Below are 24105 nucleotides of genomic sequence, written 5' to 3' on the forward strand. Positions count from 1 at the left end.
GCCCGGAATGGGACGGGCGGTTGAGGTTGATTCTGTCAGCCAGCCCGTTGGCCACACGACAGGACGGGCAGGCGCGCCCACGGCCGCCGCCCACCAGACCGCAGCGCAGCGGGACCGGCCTTGCCGCACCACGCCAAGCCACGCCGCGACATCGCCCCCTCAAAGTGAAAAAATGTGAAATCTTGCCCACACCCGTGCAAAGCGCTCGCCCCCTTTCTCGCCCGATGAGACAGAGGCCCCCGGCGATTCGCAGCCGCGCACCCGGCCACATCCGTTTACACATCGCCCGAGGCAGCGCCTCAACACTGCGGGCTGGCGGGAGGAAACAGAACCAGAACGTGCCCCAGGAGGCGACGTGCGCCTTCCGCTATCGGTCCGTATCCGCGATGGAGACGAAGCGACCCGGGCGGGACGGATGCCTGTGAAACCTTCCAGTGGAGCACGAACATGAGCAAGCGAACCCCTTGGCTGAGTACCGAGATCCTGTCGGTATCCGACTCTGCCGCCCCGGCCGCAGGCACGGCGGCGGCACCGGCAACCCTGGTCAGCCCGATGGCCACGATCATCGGCACGGCAGCCAGTGAAGGCCTCACCGGGACCACGGCCGCCGATGTCATCTACGGCCAGGCCGGCAACGACACCATCAACGCCGGACTGGGTGCCGACACGATCTACGGCGGCGCGGGGAACGACGTCATCTACGTGGACAACGCCGCCGACGTGGTGGTCGAGTATGCGGGCCAGGGAAATGACTGGGTCATCAGCACGGTGAACCATACCTTGAGTGCCAACGTCGAGCACCTGTGGCTGCAAGGCTCTGCGACGACCGGAACAGGCAACAGCCTGGGCAATCTGCTCTATGGCAATGACGCCAACAACCTGTTCTACGGGCTGGCCGGTTCGGACACCCTGTACGGCCAAGCCGGAGACGACACCCTCGATGGGGGAACGGGAGCCGACTCGCTGTACGGTGGCCTGGGCAACGACAACTACTTCGTCGATGCCACCACCGATCAGGTGGTCGAGAACGCCGGCGAGGGCACCGACCGCGTCTTCACCGCGCTGACCAGCTACACCCTGTCAGCCAACGTCGAAAACCTGTTCCAGATGGCTGGCGCATTGAATGGCACCGGCAACGAGCTGAACAACCGGCTGACAGGCAACGGAAGCAACAACACGCTGTACGGCCTGACAGGCAACGACACACTGGACGGCAGCGTGGGATCGGACACGCTGATCGGCGGCCTCGGCAATGACCTCTACTACGTCGACTCCGCCACGGACGTGATCGTGGAATCTGCTGGGCAGGGAACTGACTTCGTCATCAGCAGTGTCAGCTACACGCTCGGCAGCACGCTGGAAAACCTGTGGCTGAACACCGGTGCCGTCAATGGCACCGGCAATTCGCTGAACAACCTGGTCTACGGCAATTCGGTCGCCAACGTGCTGTCCGGCGGCTCCGGCATGGACACGATGATCGGCAGCACCGGCAACGACACCCTCTACGGCGGAACCGGGGTCGACCAATTCGTCTTCGATTCCACGCTCAACGCCGCCAGCAACGTCGACACCGTCGCGGACTTCGCCGCCGGGGACAAGCTGGCGCTCTACCGGGGCGTCTTCGGCAGCCTGGGCGCCACCACCACCCTGTCGGCAACGCAGTTCTTCAGCGGTGCCGGCCTGACCGGCAGCACCGCCGCCAGCCAGGGTGCCGGCATCTACTACAACACCAGCACCGGCACGCTCTACTACGACGCCGACGGGTTCGGCGGCGCGGCATCAACCGCCTTCGCCAAGGTGGCCGGCATCCCCGCGTTGACCAGCGCGGACTTCCTGGTGCAACTCTGAAGCCCGGGACGGGCCCACAAGCTTGCCGACAGGAACGTGAAAAAGTGTGCACGCCGCCCCGGGGGCTGCGCCCGCTGCAGGGGTGATCTCGCCGACTGAAACCGGGGCAGGTATCAGCTCTGCGTCAGCCTCCGGGCGAAACAATGGCTTACAAGTCGTTCTGCCGTCGGTCCGAGACTGGGGCTTGACCGCACGGGCCAGGGCTGGCCCGGTGGTCGTGGCGGCAAGAACACCTGGAGGAGCACCCGCATGAGCAAGCGCATGGCCTTTGTGGACTCGGACGTGGCGGAGCTGGCCGACCTGGTCGACCGTGACGGCTGCGAGGTGCATGTCCTCGACCCGGACCGGCCGGTGGCCGAGCAGATGGCGGGCGTGCTGGCCGCCGAGGGCCCGGTGGCGGCGGTCGACCTGCTGTCGCACGGTGACCCGGGCTGGCTGCAGGTGGCGGGGCGTGGCATCGACCGCCATGACCTGCAGGAGGAAGCCGGCCACTGGCGGGCCATCGGCCAGGCGATCGAGCCGGGCGGCGCGCTGTTCCTCTACGGCTGCCGCGTGGCCGCCGGGGTCAGCGGGCACGACTTCGTCGATTCGCTCTTCGAACTCAGCCAGGTTCCCGTGCGCGCCGCCAGCGGGCCGATCGGCGCCGCACGCTGGGGCGGCAGCTGGGAGCTGGACGTGCAGCGCGGCGCCAGCAGCGCCCGCTCGATGGTGCTGGAGGCCTATGGCGGCCTGCTGCACGCGGCCCGCAGGGCGCTCAGCGCGCCGGCCTGAGCGCCGGGTCGGCCGCGGGCGCCGGGGCCGGCACCTGCAGATCGAACACCGCCCGGGCGACGATCTGCCCGTTGATGCGCAGGTCGACCTCGTGCCGGCCGCTGCGGTAGCGCCGGATGGTGACCGGGCGCAGCGGGTGGGCCTTGCGGAGCGTGCGCGGCTCGCCCGGCGCCAGGTCGAGCGTCCAGCCCTTGAAGACCTTCGGGCGCAGGCCGCCGTCCGCGCCGAGGTGGTGGACTGCGTAGTCGATCACCAGCCGCTGGGGCTGCGCCCCGGTGCTGCTGAGTTGCACCTGCAGCGCGAGCGATTCGCCCAGGCTCAGGTGGGTCGGTGCCACCTGGAACACCACCCGGCCCTGCAGCGCGCGGTCCTCGCCCCAGGCCGCCAGCATCGGCGCATGGCCGGCCTTGATCAGCGTGCGGCTGGCGTGGCGCAGCAGCGCGCGCCGGGCGGGCGGGGCGTCGGGCAGGTGCTCGCCGACCCAGGCAACGACGAGATCGGGGTGGTCCTTGGCGATGTCGTTGAGGTGGTTGGCCACGCTGCGGCGCACGTACTCGCTGGGGTCGTCCTGCAGCGCGCGCAGCAGCGCCAGCGTGGGCGAGGGGTCGTCCACCAGCGCACGCAGCCGCAGGCCCCAGGGCAGGCGCGGGCGGCTGCCCTCGCTGACGAGGCGGCGCACATGCGCGCTGGGGTCGGCCGTCCAGCGCTGCAGGGTCTCGAAGACCCGCTGCGGCGCGGCGACGATGAGCGGGCGGATGGCGAACTCGGCGCTGAAGCGCTGCGTGATCGCGTGCAGGGCCTGCAGGGCGCGGTCCACGTCCAGCTCCAGGTTCGCGCTGCCGCGGCGCGCGACGAACTCACCCACCGGCCACAGCGCCCAGCCTTCCAGCCCGTCGCGCCCGAGCGGTGCGCTGACCTCGCTGCCCAGCCGGTCGTCCGCCCAGGGCGGTGCCAGAGCCGCTTCGAGCTGGTCGCAGGCCTCACCGAACGCGGCGGGCAGGGTGGCTTCGAGCGCATCGGCCATCTGCATCGCGCGGGCCTTGAGCTCCAGCGCGTCCAGGCCGGCGGTGGCCAGCGCCTCGAAGCGGCGGCGGTCGAAACCCGGGTCGACCCGCTGCAGCTGGCTGCCGATGTTCGCGGCCACGCCGACGTTGAGGAAGTTCTTGAAGGGTTCCATGGCGGGGGCAGGCGGAGGATGGGTGGGCGACGAGTGGCGTCGATCCTGCGGCCCATTGTGTCGCGGGCACCGCCCGTTCCCGAGTGGCCCGCAGGGTGCCCGTCCGGGTGCAAGATGAGGCCACCCACGCCTTCGAGGAAGCCCCATGGACCCGTGTACCTTCCACACCACCCGCACCCTGCCCTACCCGCCCGGGGCGGTCTACGCGGCCTTCGCGGCGCCCGAGGTCCTGGCCACCTGGTGGGGGCCGGACGGGTTCACCAACACCTTCGAGGTCTTCGAGTTCCAGCCCGGTGGGCGCTGGCTGTTCGAGATGCACGGGCCGGACGGCAGCCACTACCCCAACCAGAGCCGGTTCGAGGTGCTCGAACCCGGCGAGCGGATCGTCATCCGCCACGTCAACGCGCCGCTGTTCACGCTGACGGTGCGGCTGGAGGCGGCGGTGGACGGAGGCAGCCGGCTCGACTGGACCCAGGTCTTCGACGACGCGCAGGTGGCCCAGGCGGTGCGGCACATCGTGGAGCCGGCCAACGAGCAGAACCTGGATCGCCTGACCCGCGCACTGTCCCCGGTCGCGCCGGCCTGAGCACCGGCAGGCCCGCCCGGGTGTCACCCAGGTGTCGAATCGGCACCGGAGGTTGCGCCTAAGCTGGCAGGGCCCCGCCGATCGCTTCCCGCCCTTGCCCTCCTGCACCACCATGCCCAACGACACCAACGTCGCGCCCTCCGATCCCGCCCTGCCGCCCCTGCCGACTGCGGCCTACACGAGGATCGACACCCACGTCTGGCGAGCCAGCGAGCTGACCCGCGGCCCCTGGGACATGGGCCACCAGCACGCCGGCCCGCCAGTGGCGCTGGTCTGCCGCGCGGTGGAGGCGGTGGCGCGCGAGCATGGCCTGACGCACCTGGCGCGGCTGACGGCCAACATCCTGCGGCCGGTGCCGATCGGCGACCTGATCGTCGAGGTGATGACCGACTACGTGGGCCGCAACGCCGGGCACTTCTCCGCCCACCTGATGGCGCACGGCAAGGAAGTGGGCCGCTTCACCGCGCTGGCCCAGCGCGAGGCGGAACCGGCGCTGGAACTGCCCGCCTCGCTGGCCGGCCACCCGTTGCCCGCCGCGCCGCGCTCACCGGACGAGAGCGGGCCGGCACGCTTCCCCTTCGGCCACGACCACATCGGCTACGCCAACCTGGTCGAGACGCGCTCGGCCGCGGGCGAGTTCTGGCACGGCCCCTGCGCGGTGTGGTTCCGCATGAGCCACCCGCTGGTGGCCGACGAGGCGCCCAGCCCCTACCAGCGCGTGGCGGTGGCGGCCGACTCGGGCAACGGCATCAGCGGCGTGCTGGACTTCCGCCGCTGGAGCTTCGTCAATGCCGACCTGACGATCAACTTCCTGCGCCGCCCGGTGGGCGAGTGGATCTGCCTGGAGGCCCGCACCTGCCTCGGCCCGGCCGGCACGGGCCTGGCCGAGTCGGCGCTCTACGACGAGCAGGGGCTGGTCGGGCGGGCCACGCAGAGCCTGGCGGTGCGCTCGCGCTGAACCGGGCACCGGGCAGGAGGAAGGGCTGGCATGGCGGTCGAGATCTGGTGGTGCGTCCTGCTTGGTGCCGGGCTGCTGGTGGGCTTGGCGGCCTGGCGTTTGCGTCCCGAGGATCTGTCGGCCTTCGACGGGCCGCTCGAAGGCACCGTCAGCGCCCCTTTCATCGAGCGCTTTTCCACCGGCCCCGAGCCCAGCGCCCAGCTGCGGGCGGTGGAAGCCTCCCTGGCGACGCTGGGCCAGGCGCTGCGCGGCAGCACCGGCCGCCAGCGCATCGCCGCGCTGCGCCGGCACATCGACGGCGCCTTTGCGGACCGCGTGCTCGACGCCACCTTCACCCCCGTCGACTGCGCCGGCGTGCCGGCCGAGTGGGTGCTGGCACCGGGCGCGGACGGCTCGCGGCGCACGCTCTACCTCCACGGCGGCGGCTTCATCATCGGCAGCCCGCGCAGCCACCGCACGCTGACCAGCCGGTTCTCCGCGCTGACCGGCGGCGCCGTGCTGGCCATCGACTACCGGCTGATGCCCGAGCACCCTCGCCGCGCCGGCATCGAGGACTGCCGGCAGGCCTACCGCTGGATGCTGGAGCACGGCCCGGGCGGGGTGGCAGATCGCTCGCCCGCCAGCACCGTCGTCGTCGCTGGCGAGTCGGCCGGCGGCAACCTGACGCTGTCCCTGCTCGCCTGGCTGCGCGACGCGGGCCTGCGCCAGCCGGATGCGGCGGTGGCGATCTCCCCATTGACCGACAGCTGCCTGGCCAGCCCGAGCCTGCGCCGCAACCGCCACAGCGACGTGATGCTGGGCCCGATGCTCGGCCAGCTGGTGCGGCTGCCGGGCTGGCTGCTGCAGGCCATGACCTGGCTGCAGACGCGCATCGACCCGCGCGACACGCTGATCTCGCCCCTGCGCGGCAGCCTCCACGGCCTGCCGCCCCTGCTGCTGCAGGCCAGCGAGGCGGAGATGCTGCTCGACGATGCCCGCCGCTATGCCCACCGGGCCCGCGCCGCCGGCTCGCCGGTGCGGCTGCAGACCTGGCGGCACCCGGTGCACGCCTGGCCCATCTTCAACCCGGAGCTGCCCGAGGCCGAGGAGGCGCTGGCGCAGATCGGCCGGTTCCTCGCCGAGGTGGCCCCGCCCTCCGGGTTGCCCCGGGCGCCCGACCGGGCGGCGGCGTCACCCGCGTCACCCGCGTCACCCGCGTGACCCGGCGCGGGCGGGCCGGGACCTAAGATCGTCGCCATGGCCACACGACATCCCCACACCGGCCGGCCCAGCCTCCTGCACTCCGCGCTGGAGTGGCGTGCGCTGCTGGAGATGGCGTCCCTGCCCTGGGCCCTGCCCTTCCTGGCCACCGCCCCGCGCGGCGACGGCCACCCGGTGCTGCTGCTGCCCGGCTTCATGGGCAGCGAGGCGACGCTGATCGGGCTGGAGGTCTTCCTGAAGAACCGCGGCTACGAGGTCGAGACCTGGGGCCTGGGGCGCAACGTCGGCTTCCACGCCCGGCACGCCAACGCGCTGGAGCAGAAGATCCGCTTCATGCACCACCGCAGTGGGCGGCCCGTCAGCCTGGTAGGCTGGAGCCTCGGCGGGGTGTTCGCCTTCTACGGCGCGCACCAGGTGCCCGAGTGCGTGCGCAGCGTGATCACGCTGGGCAGCCCGATCACGGTGGACCCGGAGGGCAGCGCCTCGCCGCCCTTCGTGAAGGCGATGTACCGGCTGATCGCCCACCCGCTGGGGCCGGCCGCGCACACCATGCAGCCGCGTGCCAAGAAGCTGCGCGAGCGCATGGCGCTGCCGATGCCGCTGTCCTGCCTCTACTCGCTGAGCGACGGCGTGGTGCCGCCGCAGGAGGCCACCGTCGAAGGTGACCCCGCCCGGCACGAGAACATCCGCGTGCCGGGCAGCCACATCGGGCTGGGCTTCAATCCGATGGTGCTGTGGATCGTCGCCGACCGTCTGGCGCAGCCGCAGGGGGCTTGGCAGCGCTTCGAGCCTGCCGGGCTGATGGGGCAGGCGTACCGGCTGCTGACGCACGAGCGCCTGCCGATCTGACCGTCTTCTGGGCGCCGGTGGGCGCGGCCGGCGGCGCCGCGGGCCGGCTGCGCGATGTCCTTGCGGGAGTGGGCTTGGGCTTGGGCTTGGGCTTGGGCGGCGCTGCTGCTGCCGCCGCCGCGCCGGCACTGGCCGCCAGCGACGGGTCGTGGCGCGCCAAGGCGAGCAGGTCCTGGAAGCAGTCGCGCACGCCCTGGGTGAAGACCTCCGGGTCGGGCACCAGCTCGCGGCAGGAGGTGGGCGAGATGACGATGCGCTCGTCGTAGCGGCTCACCGCGAACACCAGCCCCATGCCGTCGCTGATGGGCAGGATGGCCGAGAAGTAGGTCATGTGCGCCCCGTGCAGGTACACCGGCCCGTCCGGGCTGCTCACCGCGGTGACGGTGCAGCAGGGCGGCGCCAGGTTGCGCGCCGCCGCCGTTCCCGCCGTGGGGGCCGGCGCGGCCGTCTGCGCATGGATCCAGGCCAGTCGCTGCACCGGGTCCGCGATCGAGGTGCCGAGCTGGATGTGGCGGGTGCCCTGCGTGGCGCCAGGCGCCTGCTCCGGCACCTGGGCGGTCAGGTCCGCCTCGGGCAGCTCGGCCTGGCGCGCCAGGTAGCTGCGCAGGCCGCCGGCGCAGACCGCCAGCACCGCGTCATCGACCGTCGCGCCCGGCACCAGGGCGCGGATGGCCTCGAACTCCGCCACCAGGAAGCGCCGGGTGTCGAACACCCGGTGCGGCGAGACCACCGCGTGGAAGCGCGTGGCCGAGAGGTGATGCTCGGGGTGCAGCACGTCACGGGCAAAGGTCAGCGCCTTGGGCAGCGTGCGCGTGAGCGGCTCCATCCACTTCAGCGGCGAGAACGCCCGGTGCAGCGCCGCGCGCGACAGCAGCGCCAGCGGCCCCGGCGCCGATTCCGGGAACCAGGGCTGCGGCGGCTGCGCCTTCGGCGGGCGCGGACTGCGGTCGTGCAGCAGCTCGATGAACTCGTTGCGGCTCTCCACGTCGATCGCCGCATGGTGGATCTTGGTCAGCAGCGCGAAGCTGCCCGGCGGCAGGTCGGTGATGCTGTCCAGCCCCTCGATCACGTAGATCTCCCAGAGCGGGCGGTTCAGGTCCAGCGCGCGGGCGTGGATGCGCGAGGCCTGGATGCAGAACTGGCGCCAGTCGCCCGGCTTGGGCAGGGCGATGTGGCGCACGTGGTACTCCAGGTCGAAGTACTCGTCCTCCACCCAGTAGGGCTCGTCCAGCTCGAAGGGCACGCGCAGCAGCTTGCTACGAAAGATCGGGGACTGGTGCAGCCGCCCCTGGATGTGCGCCAGGATGCTCTTGAAGCGCACCGCCCCGCCCGGTGCCGTGCTGGGGTCATAGATCTGCACGAAGGTGACGTTGGCGTTGGCGTGCACCGTGTCGGCGTACAGGAAGCTCGCGTCGTGTCGGCTCAGCTGGCGCATGGGTTCGGCTCCGGTCAGGGTTGGGCGGGCTGGCTGGCGACTTTCCTGGCCACCTTCTTGGCGGCCGTCTTGGCCGCCGTCTTGGCGGCCGTCTTTGCGGCCGTTTTCGCCGGCACCTCCTGCGCCGCCGCCTTCCGGGCGGGGGGGCGACGCGGCGGCTTCACCGGCGGGGTCACCAGCTCGTCGAGCGCCTCCAGCAGCGCGGCGGACAGCTCACGCGCATCCGGCACCGCGCAGCAGGCGGTGGTGAAGCCGAAGCCCATCGTGCCGGCGTAGCTCATCACCGTGATGTTCAGCCCCACGCCGTGCTCGGTGATCGACAGCGGCCAGTAGTCCGTCATGCGCGCACCGGCGGCGTACAGCGGCATCGACGGGCCGGGCACGTTGGAGATGACCACGTTGGCGATCGGCGGGATCGCGCCGGCCAGCCGGCTCTTGCCGTACAGCGCCGCCAGGCCCTGCAGCAGCCAGGGCGTGCCGATGGAGGGAAAGTCGGTCGGGATCACGCTCCTGGCGGTGCGCGCCAGCGCCTTCACCGCCCCGGCCGCATCGCGGATCGCGCGCAGGCGCCGCACCGGGTCGGCCAGGTGGGTGTGCAGGTTCACCAGGCTGAGGGTGGCCTGGGTCGTGAATTCGGTGTTGCCGGCGCTGCGCAGCGAGATCGGCATCGTCGCGATCAGCGGCTTGCGCGGGATGCCACCGTGGCGGTCGAGGTAGCGCCGCAGCGCCCCGCTGCACAGCGCCAGCACGATGTCGTTGAGCTTGGCCTCGTGCTGCGCCGCCAGCTGCTGCAGCAGCTCCAGCGGCAGCGTCACCCCGGCAAAGCCGCGCTCGCCGGTGATCGGTACGTTCAGCGGCGTCTTGGGGCCGAAGGCGAAGTTCTGCCCGAGCCGGCCCTTGCCCGCCGGCGCCGCCGCCGCAGCCGGCTTGTCGCCCCGGCCCACGCCGAGCAGCCCGGCCAGCGTCGTCACCACCTCCGGCAGGTGGCGCACCAGCTTGACGTACTGCGCCGCGTCGTGCCGCAGCGCCGCTGCGGCCAGCGCGAGCATGCCGGGCGATTCGGCAGACTCGGCGGTTTCGGCAGCGCCACCCGCCTCCGGAGCCGCCGCCGACGCGGCTTTGGCCTTGCGCGCTGCCACGGCCGGCTGCGGCGCCAGGTCGAAGAGCACCTTCGCCAGCATCACGCCGGCCTGGCCGTCCAGCAGCGCGTGGTGGATCTTGACGTAGTAGGCCTTCTGCCCGGACGCCAGCCCGTCGATCACCGTGATCTGCCAGAGGGGGCGGCTGCGGTCGAGCAGCTGCGAGTGCAGCGCCCCGGCGCAGTCCTCCAGCTGAGCCCGCGTGCCGGGCTCGGGCAGGCGCAGCTCGGTGACGTGCCAGTCCAGGTCCGGCGCCGGCTCCTCCACCCACACCGGGTTGGCGAACTGCAGCGGCATCGGCGCGAGCTTGCGCAGCAGCACCGGCGCCAGGTGCAGCCGGCGCTGCAGCTGCCGGCGGATCTCGTTGGCGAAGTGCTTGCGGTAGCCCGGCGGCACATCGAAGCAATGCAGCGAGGCGACGTGCATCGGCGTCGCCGGCGTCTCCAGGTGCAGGAAGGCACCATCCAGTCCGCTCAGGCTTTTCATGCGCGTGAGCTCCGGCGACGGGTGGCAGCGGGGGCGCTCGCCGGTGAGGTGGTGGAGGCCGGGGCCCGCGGCGCCTTGGCAGCCCGCTTGGCCGCCGCCTTCGCTGCAGGCCTGTCGGGTGGCCTGGGCGGCGACGGGTCTGTAGATGCAGGAGCCGCCTCCACCGGCGCCGTCAGCGCCAGCGCACTGTCGAAGGCCTGCTGCGTGAAGGCCAGCAGCACCGCGAAGCGGGCATCGTCCAGCGCCCTGGCCGCATCGCTGCGGCGGTAGATGTTGGCCAGCTCCCGCTCACGCGCGCCCTGCACCGCCAGCCGGCCGATGCCCAGCGACTCCAGCGAAGCCCACAGCTCTGGCGAGTACTGCCGCGTCAGCCCCATCAGCACCGGGATCGGGTCGTGCCGGCCCAGCACCCCGGCCAGGCGCAGCACCACGTCGAAGGGCAGCGCCACCACGCCCCCCTCGGCCTGCGACATCAAGGCGCTGTCCCCCAGGCCGACCGCTTCGCTCACCTCGTCGAGCGTCATCCCGGCGGCCACGCGCCACTGGCGGATCAGCCGCCCGGCCTCGGCCACCGCGGCTTTCTTGCCGGGGTCCTTCACGGCCGACTGCGCCAGGCTCAGGCCCAGATCGGTGGCGGTACCGGCCAGGCCGAGCACCACGTCCGCCCAGCCGCGCACCTGCTTGGCCAGGGACAGCAGCGGACCGTCGCCATCGGCCACGGCGTCTGCGGGCGTCGCCGCGGGGGCTCTCTTCCTTGTGGGCATGCACGTCTCCTCGGGGCGCCGCGCCCAGCCATCAGCACACCTGCGCCAGCGCGGCTTGCCCCGTTGGAAATTCTGATCTGCGCAGGGCGGCCCGGGGTGTCGCCCGGGTGTCGGGCCGCGCGTCGGGCTTGAGGGGGATCAAGTCCAGAGCGGGCCAATCACCGCGCCGTCACCATCCGCAGCCCCAGCCCGATGAAGACGGTGCCCGCCGCCCGGTCCAGCCAGAGCCCGGCACGGGGCCGGCGGTTCAGCCAGGCGCCCACCGAGCCGGCGAACCAGCCGAGTGCGCCGAACAGCAGCGCAGCCTGCAGCGTGAAGATCATGCCCAGCGCGCCGAGCTGCAGCCCGACCGCGCCACGCGCCGGCTCCACGAACTGCGGCAGGAAGGACAGGAAGAACAGCACCACCTTGGGGTTGATCGCGTTGGCGAACAGCCCCTTGGCGAAGAGCGTGCGCAGCGGCTGCACCACCGCCGCCCGGGCGGCGGCCGATCCCATACCGGCGCCCTGCGCGCCCCCGGCATGGCGCAGCGCCTGTGCGCCCAGCCAGATCAGGTAGCCGCCGCCAGCCCACTTCAGCAGGGTGAAGGCGGTGGGCGAGGCCGCCACCAGCGCGCTCACACCCACCACCGCCAGCAGCGTGTGGCTCAGGCAGCCAATGGCGCAGCCCAGCCCGAAGGCGATGCCCTGGCGCCGCCCGCGGGACATGCCCATGCCGAGCACCATCAGGTTGTCCGGGCCGGGGGTCGCAGTGATCAGCAGGGCGGCCAGCAGGAAGCCGAGGGCCTGGTCGAGGGTGAGCATGGGGGCGATGATAGGGAGGGCCGGCGTGGCCATTCTTGCGGCGGCGGGCCGGTCAGTCGCGCAGCAACGCCCCGATCAACCCCCGCACCACGCCCAGCAGCGGCGGCTCGGAGCGGCCCACCAGCGTCACCAGGCCGAAGCGGGCGGCGGCGTCCAGCGGCGGGGTGAGCGGCAGCTCCACCAGGTCGGGCGCCGCGGCGCGCACCGCGAGCAGGATGGCGTCGCTGCTGGCCACCACCTGCACCAGGGTGGCGATGTCCTCGCAGCGCAGGGTGATGCAGTCGTCCAGGTGGGCCTGGGGGCCGTAGCGTTCCAGCAGCAGGCGGCCGATCTCGTCGCTCAGCGGGGTGGAGGCCAGCGGGTAGCGGCGCAGCGTTTCGAAGGTGAGCGGGGCCTGGGGAGCCGAGTCCTCCAGCAGCGGGTGGCCGGCGCGGCAGAGGAAGGCGCCGCGCAGCTCGGCCAACGGCTCCACCTGCAGGTCGGCCGAGGGCGGTACGGAACGGGCGTCGACGACCAGCGCATCGAGCCGGCGCTCGCGCAGCGCCTGTTCGAGCAGGGCGGTGTGGCCGCGGGCGAACTCGACCTGCGCGGCCGGGTGGTGGGTGGCCATGTGGCGCAGGATCGGCACGGTGAGGATGGCGCCCGGCCCGGAGCCCAGGCCCACGCGCAGGCGGCCGGCCTGGCCGGCCTGCAGGCGCTCGGCGGTTTCCTGCAGGTCCTCGGCCTCGGTGATCAGGCGCCGGGCGCGCGCCAGCACCTCGCGGCCGAAGGGCGTGGGCTCGCTGCGCCAGCCGATGCGATCGAATAGCGGCTGGCCCAGCTCGTCCTCCAGCGAGCGGATGCTGCGGCTCAGCGCCGGCTGGGTGAGGTGCAGCGCCTCGGCCGAGCGGCTGAAGGAGCCGGTCTGCGCCAGCGAGACGAGGTGGCGGAGCTGGACCAGGGTCATCGGGCCCCTCGATCAAAGCGTGGGTGGAAAACGATGATTCCGGGGAATCGTTTTCCAAGAATAAATGCATTGGACTACACCTGTCACGCTGCCTACGATGGGGCCTCGATTCCCCACACCACGCGGCCCGCGGGACGGGCTCAGGAGACACCGGCATGCACACCCCCCGTCGCCCCATCCCCTCCCACGCTCCTTCCTCGTTGGCCCGCCGGCCGCTGCTCGGCCTGTGTGCTGCGGCGCTGCTGGGTGGGTCCCTGCTGGCCGCGGCCGCGCCGGTCGCGGCGCAGTCCTTCCCGAATCGGCAGGTGAACCTGATGGTGCCCTACCCCGCCGGCGGCCTGTCCGACGCGATCGCCCGCACCGTCGAGAAGCCCCTGGCCAAGGCGCTGGGGCAGATGGTGATCATCGAGAACCTGGGCGGCGTCAGCGGCGCACTGGGCGCGCAGAAGGTGCTGTCCACCCCGGCCGACGGGCACATGATCTACCAGGGATCGCCCAACGAGACCATCCTGGCGCCGCTGGCGCTGCAGGCGGTGAAGTACAAGTCCGAGGACTTCCGGATGGTGCAGATCATCGGCGCCTTCCCGATGGCGGTGCTGGCGCGCAAGGACCTGCCGGCCAACAACATCGACGAGCTGGCCGCGCTGGCCAAGAAGGCCGCCGGCGAGGGCCGGCCGCTGACCTACGGCAGCGTGGGCGTCGGCTCGTTCTACCACGTGCTGGGCGAACACTTCGCCCATCTGGCCGGCGCGCCGATGACGCACGTGCCCTACAAGGGCATGGCGCCGCTGTCCACCGACCTGGCCGGCGGGCAGGTGGACGTGAGCTTCATCGTCGTGGGCGCCAAGGACGTGGCGCTGGTCGAGCAGGGGCGGCTGAAGATCCTCGCCACGCTGGCACCGGCCGGCAAGGTGGAGGTGCCGATGCTCAAGGCCTGGCGCAGCATCAACGACAGCCAGCTGGTGAAGGCCAAGGACTTCGCCTATAACGCCTGGACCGGCTACTTCGTGCGCAAAGACACGCCCGAGCCGGTGGTGCAGGCGCTGAACAAGGCGCTGGCCACGGCGATGGGCGACGAGCAGGTGCGCAAGCAGCTCGAGGGCCTGGGCGGGATGATCCCCGCGATGATGAGCCCGGCCGAGGCGCAGAAGGAGTACGAGGCGCAGACGGCACGCTTCCGTGCCATCGCCAAGTCGATCAAGCTGGAAGCGCAGTGAGTGCCGAAGTGAGTGCGACCGTGAACGCGCCGATCGAAGCGGCCGGGCTGCTGGCGGCGATGCGCGCGTCGGCGGCGCCCTTCATCGAGCTGCGCCGCGACCTGCACCGCCACCCCGAGCTGGGCTTTGCCGAGCTGCGCACCGCCGAGATCGTGGCCGAGCGGCTCGAAAGCTGGGGCTACGCCGTGGCCCGCGAGGTCGGCGGCACCGGCGTGGTCGGCACGCTGCACCGCGGCGCCGGAAGCCGTTCGCTCGGCCTGAGGGCGGACATGGACGCGCTGCCGATCCAGGAGACCGACGCCGAGGGCCGTCCCTGGCGCAGCCGCCACGCCGGGCGCATGCACGCCTGCGGGCACGACGGCCACACCGCGATGCTGCTGGCCGCGGCCGAGCGGCTGGCGCGCGAGGGCGCCTTCGACGGCACGCTGCACCTGATCTTCCAGCCGGCCGAGGAGCTGGGCGGCGTGCCCGGGGGCAGCGGCGCGCAGCGCATGCTGGCCGACGGGCTGTTCGAGCGCTTTCCCTGCGACGCGGTCTTCGCGATGCACAACATGCCCGGCCTCCCGCAGGGCCGGCTGGTGCTGCGCGAGGGAGCGGCCATGGCCTCGTCCGACTCCGCGACGATCACGTTGCGCGGTGTGGGCGGCCACGGCGCCATGCCGCACCTCGCCGCCGACCCGGTGGTGGCCGCAGCCAGCCTCGTGATGGCGCTGCAAACGGTGGTGTCGCGCAACGTCGACCCGCAGCAGACGGCGGTGGTCACCGTCGGCGCACTGCACGCCGGGCGGGCCAACAACGTCATCCCGGCCGAGGCGACGCTGGAACTCAGCGTGCGCTCGCTCGACCGCGGCGTGCGCGAGCTGCTGCAGCGGCGCATCCGCGCGCTGGTGGCCGCGCAGGCCGAGAGCTTCGGCGTGCGCGCGGAGATCGACTGGAAGCCCGGCTACAGCGTCCTGGTCAACACCCCGGCGGAAACCGAGCTGGCCCGCCAGGTGGCGCTGGAGCTGCTCGGCCCCGGGCAGGTCACGCAGCAGGGGCCGGCACTGACGGGCAGCGAGGACTTTGCCTTCCTGCTCGAGCGTGTGCCGGGCAGCTATGTGCTGATCGGGAACGGTGAGCAGGGCGAGCGCGCGCCCGAGGGCGACGGCTCCACCGCACCGCCGCCGGGGGCCTGCATGGTCCACCACCCGGGCTACGACTTCCACGACGACAATGTCGCCGTCGGCGCGGCGTTCTGGGTGCGGCTGGTGGAGCGGTACCTGGCGGCTCCGGCGTAGGCTGAAGGAGCGACACGATGGCGATGGCGATGGCGGTGTCGATCTCGGTATTCGACCTGTTCAAGATTGGTATCGGCCCGAGCAGTTCGCACACCGTCGGGCCGATGCGGGCCGCCCGCCGCTTCGTCGAGGCCCTGGCCCGCGACGGCCAGCTGGCGCAGACCGCCAGGCTGCGCTGCGAGCTCTTCGGCTCGCTCGGCGCCACCGGCAAGGGCCACGGCAGCGACAAGGCGCTGCTGCTGGGCCTGGCCGGCCACGACCCCGAGACGGTGGATGTGGACGCCGTGCCGGCGCTGCTCGACGGCATCCGCCGCAGCGGCCAGCTGCCGCTGTCGCCCGGGGACGGGAGCGTGCATGCGGTGGCCTTCGACGAGCGCAGCGACCTGGTCTTCCACCGCCGCCAGAGCCTGCCGCAGCACGCCAACGGCATGCGCTTCACTGCGCTGGCCGCCGATGGCTCGCTGCTGAGCCAGCGGCAGTACTACTCGGTGGGCGGCGGCTTCGTGGTCCCGGACGCCGGGGGAGCGGGCGGGGCCGACGCCGCTGCGGCGCCGTTGGCCACCCCCCCGCTGCCGCACCCCTTCCACAGCGCCGCCGAGCTGCTGACGCTGACGCGGCGGCTGGACTGCTCGATCGCCGAGCTGATGCGCCGCAACGAGCGCCAGGGGCGCAGCGACGCCGAGATCGACGCCGGCCTGCTGCGCATCTGGCGGGTGATGCAGGACTGCGTGGCGCAGGGCTGCCGCAGCGTCGGCCACCTGCCCGGTGGCCTGCGGGTGCGCCGGCGCGCCCACGCGCTGCATCGCAGCCTGAGCGCAGCGACCACGGCCGCCGCCTCGGGCGCCAGCCCCACCGACCCGCTGCAGGCGCTGGACTGGGTGCACCTCTTCGCGCTGGCGGTGAACGAGGAGAACGCCGCGGGCGGGCGGGTGGTCACCGCGCCGACCAACGGCGCCGCCGGCATCGTGCCCGCCGTGCTGCACTACTACGTGCGCTTCGTGCCCGGTGCCGACGAGGCCAGGGTGATCGACTTCCTGCTCACCGCCGCGGCGATCGGCCTGCTCTACAAGGAGAACGCCAGCATCAGCGGTGCGGAGGTGGGCTGCCAGGGCGAGGTCGGCGTGGCCTGCTCGATGGCGGCGGCCGGCCTGTGCGCGGTGCTGGGCGGCACGCCAGCGCAGGTCGAGAACGCCGCCGAAATCGGCATGGAGCACCACCTGGGCCTGACCTGCGACCCGGTGGGCGGGCTGGTGCAGATCCCCTGCATCGAACGCAACGCGGTGGCCTCGGTGCAGGCCATCAGCGCCGCGCGCATGGCGCTGCACGGCGACGGCACGCACCACGTCAGCCTCGACCAGGTCATCCGCACGATGCGCCAGACCGGCGCCGACATGATGAGCAAGTACAAGGAGACCGCCCGCGGCGGCCTGGCTGTCAACATCGTCGAGTGCTGAGGTCGTGTCGTTCCGGCCTGCACGGTGAAGTGCGACATCAAGCCCCCTGGCCTGGTGCTGGACCCGATGGCAGGGGGCGGTGTCATCGCCGGTGTCGCCGGGCGGGAACCACACCAGCAGTTCCATGGGCTGGCCGGAGGGGATCATCACCGGGTCCTGCCGCGCCATGCGGTCCAAGCCCAGCTCCGACGGCGCGAGCACTTCGACTTCGCCATCGCGCAGCGGGTTGCCCTACCGCCAGGGGGCACGGAGCCGAGTCCCGGGCCGTGGCCGACGAACTGCCTGTGCCCAGCCGCATCCAGGCCTTCACGGCCGGCCGGGGGTGCTCAACCCGCGCAGGTGGTGATCAACAACCGTGGTGCTGGCGAAGGTCAATGCAGCCGGTCTGGTGTGACCGTGACGACGGGGCCCAGGGAGCTGCAGACCGTGCGCTGATCGGGCGACACCTCCAGCGTGGACAGGGGTGAGCTGAGCGTGCGCTACCGCGCCGGCGTGTAAGCTGGCCGGATCTGCGTTCCCTGCCCGAGTCGCCGCCAATGACCTCCGACCGCTCCGTCACCCTGGGCCCCTGCCACTTCGACGCGCACGCCGCCGCGATCCTCGACATCTTCAACGACGCGATCCAGAACAGCACTGCGCTGTACGAGTACCGGCCGCGCACGATGCAGACGATGCAGGCCTGGTTCGACGCCAAGCACACGGGCAACCATCCGGTGGTGGGCGCCTTCGCCGCCGACGGGCAGTTGCTGGGCTTTGCCAGCTGGGGGCCTTTCCGCGCCTTTCCGGCGTTCAAGTACACCGCCGAGCACTCGATCTACGTGCGCGCCGACCAGCGTGGACGCGGCCTGGGCGAGACGCTGCTGCGCGAGCTGCTGCGCCTGGCCGAGGAGCGCGGCCTGCACGTGCTCGTGGGCGGCATCGACATGGCCAACCGAGGCAGCATCGCGTTGCATGAGAAGCTGGGCTTCGTGCACACGGGCACGCTGCCGCAGGTGGGCTTCAAGTTCGGCCGCTGGCTGGACCTGGGTTTCTGGCAGAAGCAGCTGCCCACGCCAGCCGAACCGGTGGACGGCTGAGATGGCATGAACACCGCCATGGACTGGGACCATCCGAACCCATTCACCCGCCCCGTGGCGCCGCAGCCGGGCGACATCGACGGGCTGAACCACACCAACAACGCCGTCTACCTCCAGTGGTGCGAGGCAACGGCCTGGGCGCATTCCGAAGCGCTGGGGCTGGGCCTGGCTGACTACCGGCGGCTGGACCGCGCGATGGCGATCCACCGCGGCGAGTACGACTACCTGCTGCCCACGCAGGTGGGCGACGCGCTGACACTGGGCACCTGGCTGTTCCCGGGCGACGGCAAGGTGAAGATGGAGCGGCGCTTCCAGCTCATCCGCCACCGTGACGGCGCCACCGTGCTGCGTGGGCGCTGGGAGCTGGTGTGCATCGAGCTGGCCAGCGGCCGGGCGCGGCGCATGCCGGCGGAGTTCGTCGCGGCCTACATCGCTTCAGCCGATCGACCGACGCCGGTCGGACTGCCTGCGCCAGCCGCTGTAACTTGACCTGGGGCAGGTCCGGTTCAGAAGGCTGCACCGCCTCGGGGCCACGCGCGATCGGAGCCCCGCGCTTGCATTAGAGTGTCTCCATCCGCTCGACCCATCACCTTTGCACACCAAGAGGAGTCCCCTGATGTTCCCCGAGTTCCGCGAACTGATCACCCAGCTCAAGACCAGCGACCACCACTTCCTGCACCTGTTCGACAAACACAACGAACTGGACCAGCAGATCAAGAACATGGAATCGCACGTCGTGCACGGCACGCACGAAGAGATCGAAACCCTGAAGAAGGAAAAGCTGCACCTCAAGGACCAGCTCTACACGATCCTGCGCAAGGCCAGCGCGGCCTGACGCTGCGGCCGATCGAACCAAGGCCCCGGACCGCGAAGGTGCCGGGGCCTTTGCTTTGGCGCGCGGCGCTTACTCGGCCGGGCCGATGGTCAGGCTGATCTCGCCCACGCCCTCGACGTGGCCGGTGATCACGTCGCCAGGGACCACCGCGCCGACGCCCTCGGGCGTGCCGGTGTAGATGATGTCGCCAGGCTGCAAGTGGTAGTACAGCGACAGGTCCTCGATGATCTCGCGGATGTTCCACAACAGCTTGTCCAGGTCGGACTTCTGCCTGGTCTGGCCATTGACCTCCAGCGCGATCTCGCCGCGCTCCAGCACCACGCCGGGCATCGGCACGACCTCGGAGCAGAGGGCGCCCTGCTCGATGTCCTTGGCGGTGTCCCAGGGGCGGCCCTTGTCGCGCGCGACCAGCTGCAGGTCTCGGCGGGTCATGTCCAGGCCGGTGGCGTAGCCGTAGATGTGCTCATGGGCATCGGCCGCCGGGATGCGGAAACCTGCCTTGCCGATCACCAGCACCAATTCCATCTCGTAGTGGTAGTTCTTCGTCTCGGGCGGGTACGGCACCGTGGCGCCGCTGTCCACCAGCGCCGACGGCGACTTGGTGAAGTAGAAGGCGCGCTCGGTGGCCTTGTCCACCGGACGGCCCATCTCGATGGCATGGGCGGCGTAGTTGCGGCCGACGCAGAAGATGCGGTTGATGGGCAGGCGCTCGGTCTTGCCACGCACGGGCAGCGACTGGACGGCGGGCGGGTTCCAGAGGTAGGCGGTCATGCGAAATCCGATCGGATCAGAGATAAGAGCCAGGAATGCAAAGGGCCGCGGGAGGGAGCACGAGGCCTGAGATCGCAGGGAATTAACCCTGGGCAAGGCGGTCTCGCTGGCGTTTCAGCGGTACAGCCGCTCCAGCGCATCATAGAAGCGCTCGCGCCGTCGCGCTGTTCACGGGCAGCTGCGCACAGGACATCAGCCATCGACATCGGGTAAACCCGTTTCACCGCCGTAGGCTGCCAACGCGACCATGGCCGAATCCCCTCCTCTCCGGGAACCCCGCATGGTCCACACCGCCCCAGTCCATCCAGTCAACCCAGCCCACCAAGTCACCGCAGCACCCCCGCTGTTTCCGCTGGAGGGGGGCTGCGACTGCCACCTTGTGCGCTACCGCCTGCAGACGCCGCCGCTGTTCGTGCACTGCTGCCACTGTCGCTGGTGTCAGCGCGAGAGCGGTGCTGCGTTCGCACTGAATGCCATGATCGAGTCCGACCGGGTGACGTCGCTGGCACAGGCGCCGGCGCTGGTGGACACGCCGTCCGCAAGCGGCCTGGGGCAACAGATCGCCCGCTGCCCGACCTGCCACGTGGCCGTTTGGAGCCACTACGCAGGGGCCGGGCCGCTGGTGAGCTTCGTGCGAGTGGGCACGCTGGACGAGCCCGATCGGCTGCCGCCGGACATCCACATCTTCACCGCGACCAAGCAGCCCTGGGTGCTGCTGCCGCCCGGCGTGCCGGCGGTGCCGGAGTACTACGAACGCGAGGCGCACTGGCCCGCAGCCAGCCTGGCGCGGCGCCAGATGCTGCTGCCGCGCATCGAGGCCTGGCAGGCGGCAAGGCGCGCCGGCCGTGGCGAAACCGACGGGTAGGTCAGGAACCTCGGCTGAGTCGGGCGGATCGGGTGACCCGCGCGCCGTGCGTGGGCCGGTCAGTCCGCAAAGCCGAGGACGACGCGGCGCGTCATCGCGCTCTTCTTCTCGATCTTGGTCACCACCACGGCGCCGACGTCGGCCGAGTTGGCCACGTGGGTCCCCCCGCAGGGCTGCAGGTCCACCCCCTCGATCTCCACCAGCCGCACCCGACCGCTCCCACGCGGCGGCTGCACGCTCATGCTGCGCACCAGCTGGGGATTGGCGTCGAGCTGTGCATCGTCGATCCAGCGGGTCGTCACCGGACGGGACTCAGCGACGAGGCGGGCCAGCCCCTCGGTGAGGGCGGCCTTGTCCAGCGGCTCGTTGGTGTGGAAGTCCAGCCGCGCGTAGCCCGCCGTGATGGAGCAGCCGTCCACCGGGTGCGGTACCAGCGCGCACAGCAGGTGGGTCGCCGTGTGGAAGCGCATGTGGGCGCGGCGGCGCGTGCCATCGATGCGCGCGGTGACGGCATCCCCCGGGCGCAACGCGGACGCGGCAGCCGGATCGGCTGGCAGATGCAGCACGGTACCGGGTGCATCCTCGGGCGGCCGGCCCTTGCGGGTGTCGGCGATGACCAGGCACAGGCCATCGGCACGGACCAACTCGCCCGCATCGCCGGCCTGGCCGCCCCCCTGGGGGTAGAACACCGTGCGGTCGAGCACCACGCCGCGCTCGCTCACGCAGAGCACAGTCGCGGGGCACTCGGTCAGGCTGGCATCGTCGCGGAACAGCTCAGCGGTGGGGGTGATAGCGGGGTCGGGAGGTGGCGTGCAGGTCATGCGGCCATTGTGCGGCTCTCGTGCGGCTTTCGTGCAGCACCGCCCCACCTCCTGCTGCTCAGCCCAGCCAGCCCCTGATGCGCTGGCCCAGCACCTCGCGGCTGATACCGTAGCGGTCGTGCAGCGTGGGCAGCGCGCCGGCGTCGAGGAAGGCGTCCGGCAGCCCAGCCAGTTCGAAGCCCGCCGGGTGCACGCGGTGGCGCAGCAGCACGGCCGCCACCGCCTCGCCCAGGCCGCCGACCACGGAGTGGTTCTCGGCCACCACCACCAGCCGGCCGGATTGGCGGCAGGCCGCGACGATCGCCGCTTCGTCCAGCGGCTTGATGGTCGGGCAGTGCAGCACCGCCACGCCGATGCCGTCCTTCGCCAGGTCCTGCGCCACTTCCAGCGCGCGCATCGTCAGGATGCCGGAAGAGACGATCAGCACCTCGCGGCCGTCGCGCAGCAACTTGGCACGGCCGAGTTCGAAGCGGTAGTCATACTCGTCGAGCACCAGCGGCACGTTGCCGCGCAGCAGACGCAGGTAGACGGGGCCGGGGTGGGCGGCGATCTGCGGCACCGCCTGAGCCGTGTCCAGCGCATCGCAGGGGTCCACGATGGTCAGGCCGGGCACGGCGCGCATCATCGCCAGGTCGTCGGTGGCCTGGTGGCTCGGGCCGTAGCCGGTGGTCAGCCCGGGCAGCGCGCAGCAGATCTTGACGTTCAGGTTCTCTTCCGCGATCACCTGGTGGATGAAGTCGTAGGCGCGCCGGGTGCCGAACACCGCGTAGGTGGTGGCAAAGGGCGTCAGCCCCTCCTTGGCCATGCCGCCGGCCGCTGCCATCAGCAGCTGCTCGGCCATGCCCATCTGGTGGAAGCGCTCCGGATAGGCCTGGGCGAACAGGTGCAGGTCGGTGTACTTGGCGAGATCCGCGGTCAGGCCGACGATCTCCGGGCGGTTCGCGGCCAGCTCCACCAGGGCCTTGCCGAACGGCGCGGCCTGGGTGCGCTGCCCCTCGGAGGCGATCGAGGCGATCATGGCCGAGGTGGTGAGCTTCGGCTTCTTGTCGGTCACGGCGTTCATGCGCGGGCCTCCTCGGGACGGTTCGGGCGGGCGGCATCGAGCACGGCCAGGGCCTGCTGCCACTCGGGCGGGTCGACGCGGATGAAGTGGTTCTTCTCGCGCACCTCCAGGAAGGGCACGCCCTTGCCCATCAGGGTGTCGAACAGGATCACGCGGGGCTTGGCCTCGGAGCAGGCGCGCGCAGCATCGAAGGCGGCCAGCACGGCCGGCAGGTGATTGCCGTCCACGCGCTGCACGAACCAGCCGAAGGCAGCCCACTTGTCGGCCAGGGGCTCGAAGCCCAGCACCTTCGACGAGGGCCCGTCGGCCTGCTGGTTGTTGATGTCCACCAGGCAGATCAGGTTGTCCAGCCGGTGGTGGGCCGCCCCCATCGCGGCCTCCCAGGTCGAACCTTCATCCAACTCGCCGTCGGACATGGAGTTGTAGACGAGCGCCGGGTTGCGCTTGTGCTTCAGACCCAGCGCCATGCCCACGCCGATCGCCAGCCCCTGGCCGAGCGAGCCACCGGAGATCTCCATGCCGGGCGTGTAGGTGGCCATGCCGGACATGGGCAGGCGGCTGTCATCGCTGCCGTAGCTCTCCAGTTCGTCCTCGGGGATCACGCCGGCCTCGATCAGCGCGGCGTAGTGGGCGATGGCGTAGTGGCCGTGCGAGAGCAGGAAGCGGTCGCGCCCCTCCCACTGCGGCTCGGCCGGGCGCAGGTTCATCGCATCGCGGTAGGCCACCGCCAGCACATCGGCCCAGCCCAGCGCCTGGCCGATGTAGCCCTGGCCCTGGACCTCGCCCATGCGCAGGGCGAAGCGGCGGATGCGCCAGGCGGCGCCGGCCAGCCGATGAAGTCGATCGTCACTCATGCGACGGATTCCTGTTGAAGGTTGAGATGGTGATGCACGAAGCCCAGCGCCGCCTTCAGCCGCGCCTCGATGTCCGCCAGCGGCACGCGGAAGGCCGCGCGGCTGGGTTGGGCGTTGGCGCCGCGGTGCAGGCGCATCGGGATCTCGATGGACAGCGACACCGCCGCAGAGCTGGGAGAGGTCCTCAGCCCGTGCAGGATCTCGGCACAGCCGATCTCGCCCTCGCCCAGCGCGGTGAAGAAGTAGCCCTCGGGCGTACGCCGCACGTCCTTGATGTGGGTGTGCAGGCACAGCGCCATCGCGGCCAGCGCGTCCGCCGCGGTGGGCACGCCGGGGCGGTGGGAGATGGTGTTGCCGGCGTCGTAGTTCAGGCCCACGCGCTCGTGGCCGATGCGCGCCAACAGCGCGGGGCCGTCAGCGGCGACGTTGAGCAGGTTGTCGCTGCCGTCGCCGGGGTTCTCCAGGCCGATCACCAGGTCCAGCTCTTCAGCCAGCTTGGCCAGCGGCTCGATGTGCTGGAAGAAGCGCACTTCGTTGACCCGCGCAGCGGCGTTGGTGTTGATCACCTTGGCGCCGATGCGCGCGGCAAAGCGCATGCGGCCCTGAAAGACCTCCAGCGCGTCCGGGCGGCCCAGGTCGATGTGCGAGGACATCGCGTGGCAGCCGATGCCGGCGTCGGCCAGAGCGCGGGCGTATTCGACGGCTCGGGCCTCGGTGAAGGCGGACTCGTCGAAGGGCTCGGTGTAGCCGACGATGTAGGCCGGCTCCACGTGCGTGGCGCCGATCGACGCCAGGCTTTCCAGCATGTGCGGCGCCGGATGGCCGTCATAGGGTGCACCCGAAATCGAGACGATGCGCTGCCCGCCCGCCGTCGGTGGAATACGCGGCGGGATGTGGGGAGTGGTCATGG

General features: G+C 71.5%; 23 protein-coding genes and 1 pseudogene. 13 read left to right on the forward strand and 11 right to left on the reverse strand.

Features of this window, described 5'->3' with window-relative positions:
* Positions 1 to 447 precede the first annotated feature (447 nt).
* Together NGK70_RS25485 and NGK70_RS25490 are read left to right on the forward strand one after the other, a co-directional pair.
* Positions 448 to 1848, forward strand: coding sequence for a calcium-binding protein (locus NGK70_RS25485; RefSeq protein WP_251971226.1), 1401 nt, complete (start codon positions 448 to 450; stop codon positions 1846 to 1848).
* 249 nt (positions 1849 to 2097) lie between these two features.
* Positions 2098 to 2619 (forward strand): DUF4347 domain-containing protein, encoded by a 522-nt coding sequence (locus NGK70_RS25490; protein WP_251971227.1) that lies wholly within the window; start codon positions 2098 to 2100, stop codon positions 2617 to 2619.
* Here NGK70_RS25490 and NGK70_RS25495 read toward each other — a convergent pair.
* Positions 2603 to 3796 (reverse strand): DNA alkylation repair protein, encoded by a 1194-nt coding sequence (locus NGK70_RS25495; protein WP_251971228.1) that lies wholly within the window; start codon positions 3794 to 3796, stop codon positions 2603 to 2605. The two genes, NGK70_RS25490 and NGK70_RS25495, sit on opposite strands and share 17 nt — an antisense overlap.
* Positions 3797 to 3941: 145 nt before the next feature.
* On the opposite strand from NGK70_RS25495, the gene NGK70_RS25500 reads away from it, so the two are divergent.
* The 4 genes from NGK70_RS25500 to NGK70_RS26550 all read left to right on the forward strand — a co-directional run bounded on the left by NGK70_RS25500 (position 3942) and on the right by NGK70_RS26550 (position 7389).
* Positions 3942 to 4382: an SRPBCC domain-containing protein gene (locus tag NGK70_RS25500; RefSeq protein WP_251971229.1), complete on the forward strand. Its 441-nt coding sequence runs from the start codon at positions 3942 to 3944 to the stop codon at positions 4380 to 4382.
* A 112-nt stretch (positions 4383 to 4494) separates the two neighbouring features.
* Positions 4495 to 5340 carry a thioesterase family protein gene (locus NGK70_RS25505; protein ID WP_251971230.1) on the forward strand — a complete coding sequence of 282 codons (846 nt, stop codon included), beginning with the start codon at positions 4495 to 4497 and terminating at the stop codon, positions 5338 to 5340.
* A gap of 30 nt (positions 5341 to 5370) precedes the next feature.
* Positions 5371 to 6540, forward strand: coding sequence for an alpha/beta hydrolase (locus tag NGK70_RS25510; RefSeq protein ID WP_251971231.1), 1170 nt, complete (start codon positions 5371 to 5373; stop codon positions 6538 to 6540).
* A 36-nt stretch (positions 6541 to 6576) separates the two neighbouring features.
* Entirely contained in the window at positions 6577 to 7389 is an 813-nt protein-coding gene (locus NGK70_RS26550) for a lipase family alpha/beta hydrolase (protein WP_310742564.1), read from the forward strand.
* Positions 7390 to 7570: 181 nt separating this feature from the next.
* Here NGK70_RS26550 and NGK70_RS25515 read toward each other — a convergent pair.
* From NGK70_RS25515 to NGK70_RS25535, 5 genes and pseudogenes are all read right to left on the reverse strand, one after another.
* A pseudogene (locus NGK70_RS25515) lies at positions 7571 to 8824 on the reverse strand (wax ester/triacylglycerol synthase domain-containing protein); the annotation flags it as partial.
* A 14-nt stretch (positions 8825 to 8838) separates the two neighbouring features.
* Complete coding sequence (locus tag NGK70_RS25520; protein WP_251971233.1) at positions 8839 to 10449, reverse strand: wax ester/triacylglycerol synthase family O-acyltransferase; 1611 nt, start codon at positions 10447 to 10449, stop codon at positions 8839 to 8841.
* Positions 10446 to 11213, reverse strand: a complete 768-nt coding sequence (locus NGK70_RS25525; protein ID WP_251971234.1) for a helix-turn-helix domain-containing protein — start codon at positions 11211 to 11213, stop codon at positions 10446 to 10448. The genes NGK70_RS25520 and NGK70_RS25525 overlap by 4 nt, the downstream gene beginning before the upstream one ends.
* 158 nt (positions 11214 to 11371) lie before the next feature.
* Positions 11372 to 12016: a LysE family translocator gene (locus NGK70_RS25530; protein ID WP_251971235.1), complete on the reverse strand. Its 645-nt coding sequence runs from the start codon at positions 12014 to 12016 to the stop codon at positions 11372 to 11374.
* Positions 12017 to 12068: 52 nt separating this feature from the next.
* Complete coding sequence (locus NGK70_RS25535; RefSeq protein WP_251971236.1) at positions 12069 to 12962, reverse strand: LysR family transcriptional regulator; 894 nt, start codon at positions 12960 to 12962, stop codon at positions 12069 to 12071.
* A gap of 155 nt (positions 12963 to 13117) precedes the next feature.
* On the opposite strand from NGK70_RS25535, the gene NGK70_RS25540 reads away from it, so the two are divergent.
* From NGK70_RS25540 to NGK70_RS25565, 6 genes are all read left to right on the forward strand, one after another.
* Complete coding sequence (locus NGK70_RS25540; protein WP_251971237.1) at positions 13118 to 14179, forward strand: tripartite tricarboxylate transporter substrate binding protein; 1062 nt, start codon at positions 13118 to 13120, stop codon at positions 14177 to 14179.
* A gap of 59 nt (positions 14180 to 14238) precedes the next feature.
* Positions 14239 to 15456 carry a M20 aminoacylase family protein gene (locus NGK70_RS25545; RefSeq protein ID WP_251973901.1) on the forward strand — a complete coding sequence of 406 codons (1218 nt, stop codon included), beginning with the start codon at positions 14239 to 14241 and terminating at the stop codon, positions 15454 to 15456.
* A gap of 35 nt (positions 15457 to 15491) precedes the next feature.
* Positions 15492 to 16910 (forward strand): L-serine ammonia-lyase, encoded by a 1419-nt coding sequence (locus NGK70_RS25550; protein ID WP_310742610.1) that lies wholly within the window; start codon positions 15492 to 15494, stop codon positions 16908 to 16910.
* A gap of 536 nt (positions 16911 to 17446) precedes the next feature.
* Complete coding sequence (locus NGK70_RS25555; protein WP_251971238.1) at positions 17447 to 17986, forward strand: GNAT family N-acetyltransferase; 540 nt, start codon at positions 17447 to 17449, stop codon at positions 17984 to 17986.
* Positions 17987 to 17992: 6 nt separating this feature from the next.
* Positions 17993 to 18475 (forward strand): acyl-CoA thioesterase, encoded by a 483-nt coding sequence (locus NGK70_RS25560; RefSeq protein ID WP_251971239.1) that lies wholly within the window; start codon positions 17993 to 17995, stop codon positions 18473 to 18475.
* A 127-nt stretch (positions 18476 to 18602) separates the two neighbouring features.
* Complete coding sequence (locus NGK70_RS25565; protein WP_251971240.1) at positions 18603 to 18821, forward strand: HP1242/YdcH family protein; 219 nt, start codon at positions 18603 to 18605, stop codon at positions 18819 to 18821.
* A gap of 69 nt (positions 18822 to 18890) precedes the next feature.
* Here the strand turns inward: NGK70_RS25565 and NGK70_RS25570 are convergent, their stop codons facing one another.
* Positions 18891 to 19592, reverse strand: a complete 702-nt coding sequence (locus NGK70_RS25570) for a fumarylacetoacetate hydrolase family protein (RefSeq protein WP_251971241.1) — start codon at positions 19590 to 19592, stop codon at positions 18891 to 18893.
* Between the two features lie 280 nt (positions 19593 to 19872).
* Between NGK70_RS25570 and NGK70_RS25575 the strand changes: the two genes are divergently transcribed.
* On the forward strand, positions 19873 to 20457 hold the full coding sequence (locus tag NGK70_RS25575) for a GFA family protein (protein WP_251971242.1): 585 nt from the start codon (positions 19873 to 19875) through the stop codon (positions 20455 to 20457).
* 59 nt (positions 20458 to 20516) lie between these two features.
* On the opposite strand, the gene NGK70_RS25580 is transcribed toward NGK70_RS25575, so the two are convergent.
* From NGK70_RS25580 to NGK70_RS25595, 4 genes are read right to left on the reverse strand one after another with little or no spacing between them, the layout of a single operon-like run.
* On the reverse strand, positions 20517 to 21278 hold the full coding sequence (locus tag NGK70_RS25580) for an alanyl-tRNA editing protein (protein ID WP_251971243.1): 762 nt from the start codon (positions 21276 to 21278) through the stop codon (positions 20517 to 20519).
* 58 nt (positions 21279 to 21336) lie between these two features.
* On the reverse strand, positions 21337 to 22341 hold the full coding sequence (locus NGK70_RS25585; RefSeq protein ID WP_251971244.1) for a transketolase family protein: 1005 nt from the start codon (positions 22339 to 22341) through the stop codon (positions 21337 to 21339).
* Entirely contained in the window at positions 22338 to 23195 is an 858-nt protein-coding gene (locus NGK70_RS25590; protein WP_251971245.1) for a transketolase, read from the reverse strand. Before NGK70_RS25590 ends, NGK70_RS25585 begins: the two co-directional genes overlap by 4 nt.
* Positions 23192 to 24103, reverse strand: coding sequence for a sugar phosphate isomerase/epimerase family protein (locus tag NGK70_RS25595; RefSeq protein ID WP_251971246.1), 912 nt, complete (start codon positions 24101 to 24103; stop codon positions 23192 to 23194). Before NGK70_RS25595 ends, NGK70_RS25590 begins: the two co-directional genes overlap by 4 nt.
* Between the last annotated feature and the right edge of the window lie 2 nt (positions 24104 to 24105).

The organism is Sphaerotilus microaerophilus (assembly GCF_023734135.1).
Lineage (GTDB): Bacteria > Pseudomonadota > Gammaproteobacteria > Burkholderiales > Burkholderiaceae_C > Sphaerotilus > Sphaerotilus microaerophilus.

Coding starts and splice junctions, on each gene's coding strand:
- NGK70_RS25495 (WP_251971228.1), bottom strand. CDS start 3,796: ATGGAACCCTTCAAGAACTTCCTCAACGTCGGCGTGGCCGCGAACATC.
- NGK70_RS25485 (WP_251971226.1), top strand. CDS start 448: ATGAGCAAGCGAACCCCTTGGCTGAGTACCGAGATCCTGTCGGTATCC.
- NGK70_RS25525 (WP_251971234.1), bottom strand. CDS start 11,213: ATGCCCACAAGGAAGAGAGCCCCCGCGGCGACGCCCGCAGACGCCGTG.
- NGK70_RS25530 (WP_251971235.1), bottom strand. CDS start 12,016: ATGCTCACCCTCGACCAGGCCCTCGGCTTCCTGCTGGCCGCCCTGCTG.
- NGK70_RS25565 (WP_251971240.1), top strand. CDS start 18,603: ATGTTCCCCGAGTTCCGCGAACTGATCACCCAGCTCAAGACCAGCGAC.
- NGK70_RS25580 (WP_251971243.1), bottom strand. CDS start 21,278: ATGACCTGCACGCCACCTCCCGACCCCGCTATCACCCCCACCGCTGAG.
- NGK70_RS25585 (WP_251971244.1), bottom strand. CDS start 22,341: ATGAACGCCGTGACCGACAAGAAGCCGAAGCTCACCACCTCGGCCATG.
- NGK70_RS25505 (WP_251971230.1), top strand. CDS start 4,495: ATGCCCAACGACACCAACGTCGCGCCCTCCGATCCCGCCCTGCCGCCC.
- NGK70_RS25570 (WP_251971241.1), bottom strand. CDS start 19,592: ATGACCGCCTACCTCTGGAACCCGCCCGCCGTCCAGTCGCTGCCCGTG.
- NGK70_RS25490 (WP_251971227.1), top strand. CDS start 2,098: ATGAGCAAGCGCATGGCCTTTGTGGACTCGGACGTGGCGGAGCTGGCC.
- NGK70_RS25590 (WP_251971245.1), bottom strand. CDS start 23,195: ATGAGTGACGATCGACTTCATCGGCTGGCCGGCGCCGCCTGGCGCATC.
- NGK70_RS25545 (WP_251973901.1), top strand. CDS start 14,239: ATGCGCGCGTCGGCGGCGCCCTTCATCGAGCTGCGCCGCGACCTGCAC.
- NGK70_RS25510 (WP_251971231.1), top strand. CDS start 5,371: ATGGCGGTCGAGATCTGGTGGTGCGTCCTGCTTGGTGCCGGGCTGCTG.
- NGK70_RS25535 (WP_251971236.1), bottom strand. CDS start 12,962: ATGACCCTGGTCCAGCTCCGCCACCTCGTCTCGCTGGCGCAGACCGGC.
- NGK70_RS25540 (WP_251971237.1), top strand. CDS start 13,118: ATGCACACCCCCCGTCGCCCCATCCCCTCCCACGCTCCTTCCTCGTTG.
- NGK70_RS25555 (WP_251971238.1), top strand. CDS start 17,447: ATGACCTCCGACCGCTCCGTCACCCTGGGCCCCTGCCACTTCGACGCG.
- NGK70_RS26550 (WP_310742564.1), top strand. CDS start 6,577: ATGGCCACACGACATCCCCACACCGGCCGGCCCAGCCTCCTGCACTCC.
- NGK70_RS25520 (WP_251971233.1), bottom strand. CDS start 10,449: ATGAAAAGCCTGAGCGGACTGGATGGTGCCTTCCTGCACCTGGAGACG.
- NGK70_RS25595 (WP_251971246.1), bottom strand. CDS start 24,103: ATGACCACTCCCCACATCCCGCCGCGTATTCCACCGACGGCGGGCGGG.
- NGK70_RS25575 (WP_251971242.1), top strand. CDS start 19,873: ATGGTCCACACCGCCCCAGTCCATCCAGTCAACCCAGCCCACCAAGTC.
- NGK70_RS25560 (WP_251971239.1), top strand. CDS start 17,993: ATGAACACCGCCATGGACTGGGACCATCCGAACCCATTCACCCGCCCC.
- NGK70_RS25500 (WP_251971229.1), top strand. CDS start 3,942: ATGGACCCGTGTACCTTCCACACCACCCGCACCCTGCCCTACCCGCCC.